We start from the raw sequence: 13,355 nt of genomic DNA on the forward strand, positions 1-13,355 counted from the left end.
CATCGAGCACAAGCTGGCGCTGATCCGGCTGATTGCGCAGCCAGACCACCGCGTCCTCCCAGGTGGTAAACTTGCGCTCACCGTTCATCGGGCCCAAGCTCCCTCACCAATACGGCCGGATTGCCCGCCACGATCGAAAACGCCGCGACATCCCTGGTTACGACCGCGCCGGCCGCGACGATAGCGCCCTGGCCCACCGTCACACCGCGCAAGACCATCGCACCCGCGCCGATCCAGGCATCATCGCAGATTTTGACTGGACTCTCATCAAGCGAGATATCGTTCGGATGCCCGCGGGTGAAAATCTGCTGGACCTGTTTGTGCCGCTCGGCCGCCCGCAGCGGGTGCGTGAGATTGTCGAAGACATTCGCCGAATGCGAGATCAGGACGCGGTTGCCGATCTCGATCGACGCCGCCGACCAGATCCGGGTTCCTTCTCCGACGTAGCACCATTCGCCGATCTTGATCTCGCCACCATGCGCGAAGGTCAGGAGTTCACCCAGGATGCGGCTATTGCGGCCCACGACGATCTTGTCGGAATCGCCGCTGATATTTCTGATCCTGGCATAGCGGCCGAGCGCCGCGTCCGGCTGCAGCCGGCACGTCGCGCGACCGATCAGGCGCTGGATCAGGTAATCGACATTCATGCCGTCAACTGCAGGCAAGCAACGGCGCGCGACGACGCCGCAAGGTCATTGCCCTGCCCTTTGCCGGTGTGGACGTCGAAAACGGTCGCGCCGGCGAGCGCCTCGGCGCTCTGGCGCGACCAGCCCTGCCGCGAATAGCCGAAATAGTCGACATGAGAGGATGCCGCGCCGAATGCCTCGATGATCCGCTCGATCATGGCGAGATCGAACACCTGATACCAACCGAGATTGTCGCGTTTGCCGAACGGCACCGAGATCAAGCAGGTCCCGCCGGGCTTGAGAATGCGCTTGAACTCCCGCACCGCCGGAACAAAGCCGTCGCGATCGGTCTCGGCGTCGCGCGGATCGCCCGTGTACAGCATCTGATTGTCGAGGCCGATGTGCTCGATCGTCGAAATGCTGGCGACGGTGTCGAAAACCTGATCGCCGAACATCGTGTTGCGAAGATCGCCGAACACATAGGAGTAGCCGTCATGCCAATAGCATCGCTTCTCCGGCGCCAGCGTCATGATGGTGAGATCCGCGCCGCGCAGCGGCGGACGCTGCAGCAGGAAATCGTGGTTGAACGTCGATCCCGCGTCCAGCATCTTGCCGACATTGTTCAATCGGGCATAGACCCAGGGATATTCCACCACGCGCTCGTCCATGGCGACGCCGTAGCCGGGCGGAAGCTCCTTTCCTGCCTGTAGCAGGCCTGCGTCGATCGCCGCGGTGATGGTATCGCGCTTGACCGTCTGATAGCCCGGGCCGAACGGCCGCGGCCGCAGCCTGAACAGCGGCACAGCGAGCCCGTCGGCCGCCCATTTCAGCTGATGGATCAAGTCAGTTGCAGACATCATCTCGGCCCGATCGCCCGCCCGCTGGCCGGCCCTGTGCACCGTCTAGAGCCTTTTCCGTTCCGATGGAATCGGAACGGGGCTCCAGATTGTTGTTTTGACGCATTTTCCCTGCGCGAACCGGCGCCCACTTCGCTCGAAAACGCTCTATCACGGCTCAATCCGCGCGACGAGGTCGATAAACTGCGCCCATTGCGAGGCCTTGCTGTAGGTCTCCTGCACGCGGCTCCTGCCGGAGGCGGCGATCGCAGCCCATTGAGGCCAATCCCGCAGGCTGCGTGAGATCGCCTCGGCGGCCCGCTCGGGAGCGTCGTAGCTGCGCATCGTGACGCCGTCCTGCATCGCCTCCGGATAGTTGCCGGCATCCGACACGAGCAGCGAGCCGCAACCCATCGCCTCGAAGCAGCGCATATTGCCGCGATCGTTGCCGGCCATGTCGATTGCGCCGTTGAGCACGATCTTCGCCGATCCGAACAACTCGTAGAGGTCCCTGCCGAACAGCGGCAACCTCGCGATTCGCGCGATGGCGTCGGGGCGGCGGTGCTTGCGCAGCGGCAGCAATCGACCGACCGCGCTTTCGGCAAGCCGTGTCAGCCGCGACGCATCGAGGCAGAATACGATCTTGTGGTCAGCTGCCAGCGCGGCGACCTGTTCGAGCGTCCTGCCCCGCGCGCTATGATGCCGCGAATATCCACCGACAAACGCCACGTCGATCGGTCGTTCGCCGTGGCCGTACTGCTCCATGACAGGGTCGATCGCGGGAAAGAAGAGCTCCGCCCGGCACCCCTTGCTGCGCCACGCCTCGAGGATCGAGGGGAAGTTTCCAAGCACCGCGCCATAGGCGGTGAGATCGGCATTTCCGGAAGGCGCGGCGCGCCAGCACAGCGTCTTCTTCACACAGCCGGGAAGCTTGGCGACGAACGCACTCGGATAGCGCACCGGATCGAGATTGTAGAACACCTCGGTTCTGTGATGCTCGATCTGCGCGAGCAGAATGGCCTCGAGCGTCGGCGCTTCCTTCAGGCCCTGCTCACGTGCCCACTGGCGCTGCAGCACCTCATCGTCGCCATTCGTGAAGAAGGCTTCAACTGCGCCGTCGAGCACAGGCTTGAGAAAATGCGCGGCGCCAAACCGATCATGCAGGAACACGTCGCGGCGCGCGTCGAAACTTGACGCTTTTGCCGCGAGCTGGTTCAGCCTCGGCAAATAGGACGGATAGAGACCGCTATTCTGGAACAGACGCATTGGTTACGCGGACCTTGCCAACATCCATTTCATGTTCAAATAAGGCCAGATCCGGCCGACACTCTTCCAATCCCAGCTCTGCGACGCCGTCAAGCGGCCGACCGCCTTTCGAAGGGGCGTTTCGTCGACGAACTCGGCGAAAGCCGGAACATTCCGATCGAGCAGCTGTGCCGTCCACCCCGCCAATGGCCCATTCAGCCATTCCGGCATCGGCGAGTTGAAGCCTACCTTGCGGCGCGCGGTGCGGATGGTTTCGGGCATCAGGTTCGCCATCGCCTGCCGCGCCACCACCTTGGTCAGGCCATCCGCCGACTTGCTCGTTTCCGGCAGCGCCATCGTGTAGGTGACCAGCCGCCAATCCATGAACGGCATGCGGACCTCGATCCCGTGCGCCATCGAGAGTCGGTCGAAATTGCGCAGAATGGTAGGCAGCGTGGTCGAATGGAACATGCGGTAGAGGCGCCGGTTCAACGCACCCCATGTATCAGGCAATTCGTCGTCCTCGGCGACCAGCGGCAGCGGCGCGGGCGCGGCCGCAGCACCTCCGCGCAGGAAGTAGTGCCCCTCGCGCCTGATCATCTGCGCGCGCAGGAAGTCGATGCCGCGCTGCGCCAGCTGCGATCGTGAGGTGAGCGCGGCTGCTGCGTTCCGGATCCGGAATGCGGCCGACTGTCCCTCCTGCAGGTAGGCGCCCATCAATTCGTCCGCGCCGTGGCCGTCGAGTGACACGGTGACGTTCTGGCGCCGGAGCTCGCGATAGATCAGCCAAGGCGCGCTCGGCAGCCCGATATAGACGTCGTCATTGTCGTCGAGAATGCGGTCAAGGTCGGTGAGCGCGTCGGAGCGGCCGATCTCGAGAAAGCTCGGTGCCACCTCGGCCCACGCGGCCGCTTCCTCCGCCATCGGCCGCTCGTCATTGCTGGCGCCGGGAAAGGTCGCGACAAAGGCGTGCCGCCAGGCGGTCGAGTCACGCGGCCCCATGCCGGCTTTCTCATGGGTCGCCATGGCGCAGATCACCGCGGACGAATCGAAGCCGCCGGACAGACAGGTCCCGATCGGAACGTCGCTGCGCATCCGCAGCGCGACGGAATCCTGAAACAGGTCACGAAAGCGCTCGACGCGTTCGCTCTCGGTATCCGGGATTGCCGGCAGATGGTCCACGGTTCGCCACCAGCGGCGCACCTGCACACGCCCCTGGCGCAACCACATGCAGTGGCCGCCCTGCAGGCGGCGCAGTTGCGCGAACAGCGTCCGCTCGCTGCCTTCGATCCCGAACGGGTCAAGCAACAGCCGCCGCGCCACGTCGACATCGAGCGACGCCTCAACCAGCCCGCTCCGCGCCAGCGCCCGCTGCTCGGACGCGAAAACGAACCGCTCGGACGACAGCGCATACAACATCGGTTTGATGCCGAAGCGATCGCGCGCCAGGAACAGATCATCGGTGGCCGTGTCGTAGATCGCCAGCGCCCACATGCCGTTGAAGCGCAGCAGCATGTCCTCGCCCCATGCCTGCCAGGCGGCAAGGATCACTTCGGTATCGGACTGGCTGCGGAAAACCGCGCCCTTCGCCTCGAGCTCGCGGCGCAATTCGAGGAAGTTGTAGATCTCGCCGTTGTAGACGATCACATGGCGGCCATCGCCCGATGCCATCGGCTGATAGCCGCCCTCGCCGGGGTCGATGATGGCGAGCCGACGATGGCCGAAGGCGACGTTTCGCTTGGCATTGAACCAGGTGCCCTCGCCGAACGGACCGCGATGCGCGATCAATTTGGTGAGCCGCGAGATGTCGGCCGGCTCCACGGGAGCGCCGCGCAGATTGACGATGCCTGCGATGCCGCACATGTCTAGATGGCCTTGAAGGGCAGGAAGCGACTGCTGATGACGCGGAGATCCCGCCAGCACACGGCGCGGTAGGGACCGAGCTGCGACGCGGCAACGGCGGCGACAAAGATGGCCGCCGCCGACACGCCGTAGAGTGACACCACATACCACCATGACGGCGCGTGGTCGAATGACGCGTGGCCGAGCTGCGAACGCAGCGCCAGCGCGATGGCTACTCCCGTGCCGAGCGGGATCAATACGAAATGCAACATCCGTGACCACATATCTGAAAGGCGGAAGGTTCGCTGCAGCAACAGCACGGTGATCACCATCTGGGCGACCATCCCGACGCAGGAGCTCCAACCGGCCGCCTGCCAGCCGAAATACGGCAACGCGACGGCGCTGGTCGCCAGCGTGAAGATGCCCGTGACGAGCGAGATCAGCGCGTTGGAACTGGAGCGCCCCTGCGACAGCAGATAGAACGCAAACACATTGGCGCTGGACCCCAATATTCCGCTGATCGCGAGCACCACCAGCACCAGCTGGGCCTCGGCGGCGATCTCGGCGCCGGTCCATCGATGCAGCAATGCGCCTGCGGCCGGGATCAGGCCGCCCAGCGCGCTCGCGGCAAGCACATTGAGAATCCAGGACGAGCGAAGCAGGAGGTCGACCTTGCGATCGTCATCCTCCCTCTGCAGGGTGCTGAAGAACGGGAACAAGATCTCGCCGATCTTCAGCACACCGATATAGACAGCCTCCTCCAGCCGCTGCGCGACGCTGTAGAAGCCGACGAATTGCGGCTGCAACAGCGCGCCGAGCAGATAGCGGTCCGCCTGCCCGGCGAACAGCGCGCCGCTTTGCGCCGCGAACTGCCAACCGCCAAGCTTGACCAGCGCACGCAGCGCACCGCGATCGAGCGCCGGCCGTGCCAGCCAGTCACTGATGGCGTGGCGCGACCAGGCAAAGGCCATCACGAGATTTGTTGCAAAGCCCAAGGCCTGACAGCCGAGGAAGGTCGAGGCACGCGGCGCGTAGGGGATCAGCAGCAGCATCGACATCGTCGTCACCACCGTGCCGGTGATGCTGATCGACGCGATCCGCCGATAGTCCTGACGCGCCGTGAACAGCGAGAGGAAGACGGCGAACAGGCACTGGAACAGCCAACCGGCGCCGGCGAATGCGAAGGCGAGTCCGAGATCGTCGGCGGCCGGGCCGCCGAGGTGGAATCCCAGTCGTGCGAGCGGCGCGCCGGCAAAGGCAAGCAACGCCGCGATCAGGCCGCCAAGGACGATGGCAAGCACGAGAGCGGTCGCGAAAAATCGCTGCGCCTGATCGCGGTCGGACGGTTCCAACCTTTGCGCGAGCTCGCGCGCCGTCGAAAGGCCGAGCGCATTGCTGAACATCAGCGCCGGCGCGACACAGGCCGTCACCAGACCCGCAACGCCGAACGCGGCGAGACCGAGCCGGAAAATCACGAACGGCAGGATCGCGAGATTGAGCAGCACCGCGACCGCGAAGGCGGTCGCGTTCCATGCCGAGTTACCGAGCAGATGGGATGGACCCTTTCTCACCGCCATGCCCGCTTTCGGTCCATCGCTCCGATACGCCTCAAGTGCCTCTTCCGTAAGGGCAAAACCCATTCGGCATGGCGACGGGCTAGCAGCCGGCGCGGTGATTGTCGAGAGTTGGCGGACGGCGGGGAGGCGTGAGGCCAGACCAGGGCCGCAAAATACAGGAGCCGATCTCCACGGAACCATGGCTGGTTGTTTTCGGCCCTGTTTGTGATCCGGGTAACAGTTGGAAAGGCCTGCCAAATTGTCTATGGCAGATGGGCTCAAGCCCCCGGGCAGCCCGCCCAACAAGAGGTGTCTCAATGCCCTTTCCCCGCGCATCCCAAGCCCTGTCCCGTTTCACCGTGCTGGATTTGACCCGGGTCCGGTCTGGGCCGACCTGCGTGCGTCAGCTCGCCGATTGGGGCGCCAATGTCGTCAAGATCGATGCGCTTCTGGAGGATAGCGGTGGCGAGCAGCCGGGCGGCCCGCGCGGCGGCTCCGATTTCCAGAACCTGCATCGCAACAAGCGCGCCATGACGCTGAACCTCAAGGACCCCAGGGGGCTCGAGGTGTTCAAGCGGCTGGCCGAACAGGCTGATGTCGTGGTCGAAAACTTCCGGCCGGACGTCAAGGCCAAGCTCGGCATCGATTACGAGAGCATCCGCAAGATCAATCCGCGGATCGTCTATGGCAGCATCTCCGGGTTCGGCCAGGATGGCCCCTATCACAAGCGCCCGGGTTTCGATCAGATCGCCCAGGGCATGGGCGGGCTGATGTCGGTGACCGGCGCGCCCGGCGGCGGACCGATGCGGGTCGGCATTCCCGTCGCCGATCTGACCGCGGGCCTGTTCTGTGCGATCGGCATCCTCACGGCGCTGCTGGAACGCGACGTATCCGGCGAAGGCCAGTGGGTGCAGACCTCGCTGCTGCAGGCCCAGATCTTCATGCTGGATTTCCAGGCGGCACGCTGGCTGATGGAAAAGGAAGTGGCCAAGCAGGCCGGCAACAACCATCCGACCTCGATCCCGACCGGCGTGTTCAAGACCTCCGACGGTTACATCAACATCGCCACAACAGGCGGGCGGATCTGGGAGCGTTGTGCACAGGCGATCGGCGCGCCCGAGCTGATCACCGACCCCGACTACGCGACCGCGCCGGCACGCTCGAAGAACCGCGACGCGCTGAATGCGAGGATCGGCGCGCTGACCGAGAAGAAATCGACCGAGACCTGGGTGCAGGAGCTGAACGCCGCCGGCGTGCCGTGCGGGCCGATCTACTCGATCGACCAGATGTTCGAGGATGCCCAGGTCAAGCATCTCGGCATGGCCCAGCACGTGCCCAATGACGAGAACCGGCAGATCCAGCTGGTCAGCCAACCGGTGACGCTGTCGCGGACGCCGAGCAGGATGGCCGCCCGCCCGCCGGAGTTCGGCGAGCAGACCGAGGAGCTGCTGGCCGAATTCGGCTTCGGCAAGGAAGAGATCGCCGAGCTCCGTCAGCGCAAGGTGGTTTGACGGTATCAAACCACCAATGCCTAGCGGTTCGAGGTCGCCAGATCCCGGACCGCGACTACGCCCGTGCAGGCCGCAGCATTCGTCCGAGCCCGACGAACGCCTTGTCGATCACCGGCCAGAACAGCAGCACGATCGCCAGTGTCGTGATGGTTCCGACCAGGCCGTTTGACCAGAACACCTTCATGTCGCCGCCGGAGCCGATCATCGAGAGGCGGAACGCGTCCTCGGCGCGGTTGCCGAGCACCAATGCGAGGGTGAACGGCGCGAGCGGGATCCCGATCTTCTTGAAGACATAGCCGACGACGCCGAAGCCCAGCATCAGCCAGATATCGAACATCGCATTCTGGATCGCGTAAGCGCCGATCGCGCAGGACACCACGATCATCGGCGCTACGGCCGCGAACGGTACGCGCAGGATCGAGGCGAAGATCGGAACCGTGGTCAGCACCAGCACGAGGCCGACGACATTGCCGAGATACATCGAGGCGATCAGGCCCCAGACGAAATCCTTGTGCTCGACGAACAGCAGCGGCCCCGGGTTGAGGCCCCACACCATCAAGCCGCCGAGCAGGATCGCAGCGGTCCCCGAGCCGGGAATGCCGAGCGCCAGCATCGGCAACAGCGCCGAGGTGCCCGAGGCATGCGCGGCCGTCTCGGGCGCGAACACGCCCTCGATCCGGCCCTTGCCAAAGCTCTCCTGATCCTTGGCGAAGCGCTTGGCGAGGTTGTAGCCCATGAAGGAGGCCGCGATCGCGCCGCCGGGCGTGATGCCGAGCCAGCAGCCGATCACCGACGAGCGCAGCAGCGTCACCCAGTATTTCGGCAGGTCCTTCCACACCGAGAGCACGACGCGCAGGCTGATGCCGGCGGCGTGTCCGCGCAGCGCAAGGCGCTCCTCCATCGTGAGCAGGATCTCGCTGATGCCGAACAGGCCGATGACCGCGACGAGGAAGTTGATGCCGCGCAGGAGCTCCGCGGAGCCGAAGGTCATGCGCAGTTGCCCGGACACCGTATCCATGCCGACGCCGGCGAGCAGCAGCCCGAGCGACATCGAAATGACAGTCTTGTGCTTGGCCTCGCGGCCGAGGCCGACGAAGGAACAGAAGGTCAGGAGATAGACAGCGAAGAATTCCGGTGGGCCGAACCTCAGCGCAAACGACGAGATCATCGGCGCCAGGAAGGTGATCAGCAGCACCGCGACCAGCGAACCGACGAAGGACGAGGTGAATGCCGCGGTGAGCGCTTCGGCCGCCCTGCCCTGCTGCGCCATCGGATAGCCGTCGAACGTGGTCGCGACCGACCAGGCTTCGCCCGGGATATTGAACAGGATCGAGGTGATGGCGCCGCCGAACAGCGCGCCCCAGTAGATGCACGAGAGCATCACGATGGCGGAGGTCGGATCCATCGTGAAGGTCAGCGGCAGCAGGATCGCGACGCCGTTGGGGCCGCCAAGCCCGGGCAGTACACCGACGAAGATGCCGAGCACCAGCCCGACCATCATCAAGAGCAACGTCTTCCACGTCAGAAGGACGGCAAAGCCGTGCAGCAGGAGACCGAAGGCTTCCATGTTTCGAAATTCTGTCGGTTCGCTAGCGGCCGAGAGCCGCTTCGAGCGGCCCCTTCGGCATGATGACGTCGAAGACGATGTCGAAGGTCACGAACATCACGGCGGTGAAGACGAAGGCGGTGAGCAGTGACTTCCACAGCGCGATCTTGCCGACGAGGCGCATGAAGCCTGCGATCAGGAAAAAGCTCGCGACGTAGAGGCCGAGATATTGGGTGGCGAGGCAGAACAGCAATGTCGGCACGAACACCGCCATCACCCGGCGAAGCTGGGCCCGGGTGACAAAGGTCTCGGCGGCTTCCCGGCGCGAAAGAAAGGCCGCGCCGAGGCCATAGAGGCTGGCGCCGCCGAGGATGACCGAGAGGTAGAACGGAAAATAGCCCGGCTGCGGCCCGGTCGAGTCCCACGACGCGCCGGTGCGCCAATTGTCCCAGCCGAGCACTACGGCGAGCGCAAGCAAGAGCAGCGACACGACGACGTCGACGACGCCGGTGCTGACGACCGCCGGCGAGTTATCTTCAGGTGCGGTCGGATCGTCGACGACGATCTCAAGTTCGGTATTGGACATGGATGAGACGGTCTGGGTTGCGAGGGCAACGATTGGGATAGCGTGCTGATGCAACCACCGTCAATGCAGCCTTCAGCTAAACGGTGGAACGTTCGGGAAAGGCGCTCGCAAGTGCAGCACGCTCCGGCTTGAGAACGCCGCGCTCGGTGATCAATCCGGTCACCAGCCGCGCCGGCGTGACGTCGAAGCCGAAATTGGCCACCGACGAGCCGTCCGGAACCACGCGCACGGTCTCGATCCGGCCATCCGCCGTGCGTCCCGTGAGGTGCGTCACCTCGGCGGCCGCGCGCTGCTCGATCGGAATCTGCCTGACGCCGTCATCGATGCTAAAGTCGATGGTCGGCGACGGCAGCGCCACATAGAACGGCACGCCGTTGTCGTGGGCCGCGAGCGCTTTCAGATAGGTCCCGATCTTGTTGCAGACGTCGCCATTGGCGGCGACGCGATCGGTCCCGACGATCGCGAGGTCGACCATGCGGTGCTGCATCAGATGGCCGCCGGTGTTGTCGGGGATCACGGTGTGCGGCACGCCGTGGTGCCCGAGTTCCCAGGCGGTGAGCGAAGCGCCCTGATTGCGCGGACGGGTCTCGTCGACCCAGACATGGACCGGAATGCCGTGATCGTGCGCCTGGTAGATCGGCGATGTCGCCGTTCCCCAATCCACGGTTGCAAGCCAGCCGGCGTTGCAATGCGTCAGGACGTTCACCACCTCGCCCGACTTCTTGGTCGCGGCAACCGTCTCGATCAGGCCGAGCCCGTGGCGGCCGATCTCGCGATTGATCTCGACATCCTCGTCGGCGATCTCGCGGGCACGGGCGTAGGCCGCCTCGGCGCGCGCCGAGGCCGCGAGCGGCACGAGCGCGCGCTGCATCTCGTCGATCGCCCATTTCAGATTGATCGCGGTCGGCCGGGTCGCCAGCAGCATCTTGCCGGCGCGCTCGAGTGCCGCGTCGGAGGCATCAGCGCGCATCGCGAGCGCCATGCCATAGGCCGCGGTGGCGCCGATCAGCGGCGCGCCGCGGACCAGCATCGAGCGGATCGCCTCGCCGGCCTCGTCCGCGGTGGTGAGTTTGGCGACGATGAATTCATGCGGCAGCCGGCGCTGATCGATCGCGCCGACCGACCAGCCGTCGGGCTCGAGCCAGATGCTGCGAAAATGTCGTCCATCGACCTTCATGCCTACGCCCTTCGCGTCGCGCGCTCCCTGGAGGACTTCTTCACGACCGCAACACCCTTCCAGCCACGGCATCGAGCTTCGCAAGCAATTGAGGATCGCGGGCCGCGGGCGCCGTGATCAGCGCGGTATCAAGCGCCCGATCCGAACCGACCGGACACGGCTCGTGCTCGCGCGGGAAATCCCGCGCCAGCCGCGCGACCAGCGCCTTTGCCTTCTCGGCATTCGAATTCAGCACGCGGATGATATCCTGGACCGTCACGGCATCATGGGCCGGATGCCAGCAATCGAAATCGGTGACCATCGCCACGCTGGCGTAGCAGATCTCGGCCTCGCGGGCGAGCTTGGCTTCCGGCATGTTGGTCATGCCAATCACCGAATAGCCCTGCGCCTTGTAGGTCAGGCTTTCGGCGAGCGAGGAGAACTGCGGCCCCTCCATGCAGAGGTAAGTGCCGCCGCGGGCGAACGCGATATCTTCGGCCTCGGCAGCAGCCGCCAGATGCCTCGCCAGCAACGGCGACACCGGATGCGCCATCGAGACATGTGCGACGCAGCCCCTGCCAAAGAACGAGCTCTCGCGCTTGTGGGTGCGATCGACGAACTGGTCGACCAATACGAACGTGCCCGGCGGCAGCTCTTCCTTGAACGAGCCGCACGCGGACAGCGCGACGAGGTCGGTGACCCCCGCCCGCTTCAGCACGTCGATATTGGCGCGATAGTTGATGTCGGACGGCGACAGCGCGTGTCCATGGCCGTGGCGCGGCAAGAACACGATCGGGAGTCCCGCCATCTCGCCGCGGCGGAGCGGCGCGGACGGCTCGCCCCAGGGGCTTGTGATCGCCTCCTCGCGGACATTTTCCAGGCCCGGCAGATCGTAGATGCCGGATCCACCGATGATCCCCAACACGGCTTTGCTCATGATCGCTCCTCACGGTCCCGCAACGGCGCCGGAGGGGTGACCCAGCCCGATCGGGCTCGCCGGACGTTCGGCCATACTGCGGCGCAGTAATCACTGCGCCGCTGCCGCTTGCAAGGCAATTCCAAGCTAACAGGCCCAGTCATTCCGGGGCACCCGAAGGGTGAACCCGGAATCTTGAGATTCCGGGTTCGATGCTTCGCATCGCCCCGGAATGACGGCGGATCCGCTATTTTGCGACGAACCCTGCCGCGTTCATCAGCGAGGCATTCTGCTTGTCGTCATCCTCGAGGAACTCGACCATGTCCTTGCCGGTGAGGAAGATCGGCTTCAGCGCCTGCTTCTCCATGTAGTCCTTGTATTCAGCCGTCTGCGTCACCTTCTGGAACAGGTCGACATAGAACGCCTGCTGCTCCTGCGTGACCTTGCCCGGCAGGAACATCGCGCGCAGCATCAGGTACTGCACGTCGAGCCCCTCTTCCTTGCAGGTCGGGATGTCGTTCCAGGATTGCGTGTCGGTGACCTTGGTCTTGTAGGAGATGCGCTCCTTGTCGAACACGCAGAGCGCGCGAACCTGTCCGGCGCGCCAGACCTCGAGGTTCTCGCTGGGATTGTTGACGTTGGACTCTGTGTGGCCGCCGACCAGCTGGGTCGCTGCCTCACCGCCGGATTTGTACGGCAGGTAGGAGAATTTTGCGCCGGTCTTCTGCTCCATGAACACGGTCAGCACGTGATCTTCGCGCTTGGAGCCGGTGCCGCCCATCTTGAACGGCGCACTCGCTGTCTTCGCGGCCGCGATGAAGTCCTTGACGGTCTTGGGGCCCGACGCATTGTCCCACAACACGAACTGGTCGAGCGCGACCACCGACACCGGGGTGAGGTCGCGCCAGTTGAACGGAATTTTGGCCGACAGCGGCAGCATGTAGATCAGCGAATAGGCGATCAACACCTTGTTGGGATCACCCTCGCTGGACTTCATGTACATCAGCGCTTCCGCACCCGACGCGCCGCCCTTCAGCGACACCACCATCGGCTGCTTCATCAGATTGTTCTTCTGGATCGCCGCCTGCATCATGCGCGCCATCTGGTCGGAGGCGCCGCCGGCACCGGCCGCGACCACGATTTCAACCGGCTTGCTCGGCTCCCAGCCGGCAAAGGCCGGCGTGTTCAGCAAGAGGGCCGCGATTGCAGCCGTGGTTTTTACAATCTGTCCCACGTGTTTCTTCCCTATCTATTTGTTCGGCTTGGCAAAACCTGCGAGGTGGCGGGCGCCATCATTGTGCCGAGAATGCCGCTGAGTTCAAGCCGCGAACTGCCGCATGGCCTATGACTTTGGAATGAGGTGGGCGTCGTTTGCCAATGGAGCAGACCGTGTAGGGTGGCCAGAGGCGCGCCGCTTGTTCGCTGTCGTCCCTGCAAAAGCAGGGACCCATAACCACAGACGTTCGTTGTTGAAGCGAGCTGTGGCTCCAGCGTATGCGACAATGACCTTCGGTGGTTATGGGTCCCGGGTCGCG

At 64.5% G+C, this 13,355-nt stretch carries 11 protein-coding genes; 1 reads left to right on the forward strand and 10 read right to left on the reverse strand.

From position 1 onward, the window contains the following. Positions 1-77 precede the first annotated feature (77 nt). From AKL29_RS08525 to AKL29_RS08545, 5 genes are all read right to left on the reverse strand, one after another. A complete protein-coding gene (locus tag AKL29_RS08525) occupies positions 78-647 on the reverse strand; it encodes an acyltransferase (RefSeq protein ID WP_050383817.1) in 570 nt (189 codons plus the stop codon). Beyond that, the gene (locus tag AKL29_RS08530) at positions 644-1,483 is read right to left on the reverse strand and encodes a methyltransferase domain-containing protein (protein ID WP_063779897.1); all 840 of its coding nucleotides are present in this window, start codon (positions 1,481-1,483) and stop codon (positions 644-646) included. The genes AKL29_RS08525 and AKL29_RS08530 overlap by 4 nt, the downstream gene beginning before the upstream one ends. Positions 1,484-1,633: 150 nt before the next feature. Next, positions 1,634-2,728 (reverse strand): glycosyltransferase family protein, encoded by a 1,095-nt coding sequence (locus AKL29_RS08535; protein ID WP_050383819.1) that lies wholly within the window; start codon positions 2,726-2,728, stop codon positions 1,634-1,636. 3 nt (positions 2,729-2,731) lie between these two features. Continuing rightward, positions 2,732-4,570 (reverse strand): asparagine synthase (glutamine-hydrolyzing), encoded by a 1,839-nt coding sequence (gene asnB, locus AKL29_RS08540; protein ID WP_050383820.1) that lies wholly within the window; start codon positions 4,568-4,570, stop codon positions 2,732-2,734. 2 nt (positions 4,571-4,572) lie between these two features. Next, positions 4,573-6,126, reverse strand: a complete 1,554-nt coding sequence (locus tag AKL29_RS08545; RefSeq protein ID WP_050383821.1) for a lipopolysaccharide biosynthesis protein — start codon at positions 6,124-6,126, stop codon at positions 4,573-4,575. A gap of 296 nt (positions 6,127-6,422) precedes the next feature. On the opposite strand from AKL29_RS08545, the gene AKL29_RS08550 reads away from it, so the two are divergent. Continuing rightward, positions 6,423-7,616: a CaiB/BaiF CoA transferase family protein gene (locus AKL29_RS08550; protein ID WP_050383822.1), complete on the forward strand. Its 1,194-nt coding sequence runs from the start codon at positions 6,423-6,425 to the stop codon at positions 7,614-7,616. Between the two features lie 55 nt (positions 7,617-7,671). On the opposite strand, the gene AKL29_RS08555 is transcribed toward AKL29_RS08550, so the two are convergent. From AKL29_RS08555 to AKL29_RS08575, 5 genes are all read right to left on the reverse strand, one after another. After that, positions 7,672-9,183: a tripartite tricarboxylate transporter permease gene (locus AKL29_RS08555; RefSeq protein WP_038380818.1), complete on the reverse strand. Its 1,512-nt coding sequence runs from the start codon at positions 9,181-9,183 to the stop codon at positions 7,672-7,674. 22 nt (positions 9,184-9,205) lie between these two features. Then, the gene (locus AKL29_RS08560; RefSeq protein ID WP_050383823.1) at positions 9,206-9,748 is read right to left on the reverse strand and encodes a tripartite tricarboxylate transporter TctB family protein; all 543 of its coding nucleotides are present in this window, start codon (positions 9,746-9,748) and stop codon (positions 9,206-9,208) included. A gap of 76 nt (positions 9,749-9,824) precedes the next feature. Beyond that, complete coding sequence (gene mtnA / locus AKL29_RS08565; protein WP_050383824.1) at positions 9,825-10,925, reverse strand: S-methyl-5-thioribose-1-phosphate isomerase; 1,101 nt, start codon at positions 10,923-10,925, stop codon at positions 9,825-9,827. A 40-nt stretch (positions 10,926-10,965) separates the two neighbouring features. Beyond that, positions 10,966-11,841, reverse strand: a complete 876-nt coding sequence (locus tag AKL29_RS08570; RefSeq protein WP_050383825.1) for an S-methyl-5'-thioadenosine phosphorylase — start codon at positions 11,839-11,841, stop codon at positions 10,966-10,968. 226 nt (positions 11,842-12,067) lie between these two features. Continuing rightward, positions 12,068-13,045, reverse strand: coding sequence for a Bug family tripartite tricarboxylate transporter substrate binding protein (locus AKL29_RS08575; RefSeq protein ID WP_430648860.1), 978 nt, complete (start codon positions 13,043-13,045; stop codon positions 12,068-12,070). Between the last annotated feature and the right edge of the window lie 310 nt (positions 13,046-13,355).

Source organism: Bradyrhizobium pachyrhizi (assembly GCF_001189245.1).
GTDB lineage: Bacteria > Pseudomonadota > Alphaproteobacteria > Rhizobiales > Xanthobacteraceae > Bradyrhizobium > Bradyrhizobium pachyrhizi.

Excerpts from the sequence above, each read along its gene's own strand:
- mtnA (WP_050383824.1), bottom strand. The coding sequence starts at position 10,925 with ATGAAGGTCGATGGACGACATTTTCGCAGCATCTGGCTCGAGCCCGAC.
- asnB (WP_050383820.1), bottom strand. The coding sequence starts at position 4,570 with ATGTGCGGCATCGCAGGCATCGTCAATCTGCGCGGCGCTCCCGTGGAG.
- AKL29_RS08555 (WP_038380818.1), bottom strand. The coding sequence starts at position 9,183 with ATGGAAGCCTTCGGTCTCCTGCTGCACGGCTTTGCCGTCCTTCTGACG.
- AKL29_RS08530 (WP_063779897.1), bottom strand. The coding sequence starts at position 1,483 with ATGTCTGCAACTGACTTGATCCATCAGCTGAAATGGGCGGCCGACGGG.
- AKL29_RS08560 (WP_050383823.1), bottom strand. The coding sequence starts at position 9,748 with ATGTCCAATACCGAACTTGAGATCGTCGTCGACGATCCGACCGCACCT.
- AKL29_RS08570 (WP_050383825.1), bottom strand. The coding sequence starts at position 11,841 with ATGAGCAAAGCCGTGTTGGGGATCATCGGTGGATCCGGCATCTACGAT.
- AKL29_RS08550 (WP_050383822.1), top strand. The coding sequence starts at position 6,423 with ATGCCCTTTCCCCGCGCATCCCAAGCCCTGTCCCGTTTCACCGTGCTG.
- AKL29_RS08535 (WP_050383819.1), bottom strand. The coding sequence starts at position 2,728 with ATGCGTCTGTTCCAGAATAGCGGTCTCTATCCGTCCTATTTGCCGAGG.
- AKL29_RS08545 (WP_050383821.1), bottom strand. The coding sequence starts at position 6,126 with ATGGCGGTGAGAAAGGGTCCATCCCATCTGCTCGGTAACTCGGCATGG.
- AKL29_RS08525 (WP_050383817.1), bottom strand. The coding sequence starts at position 647 with ATGAATGTCGATTACCTGATCCAGCGCCTGATCGGTCGCGCGACGTGC.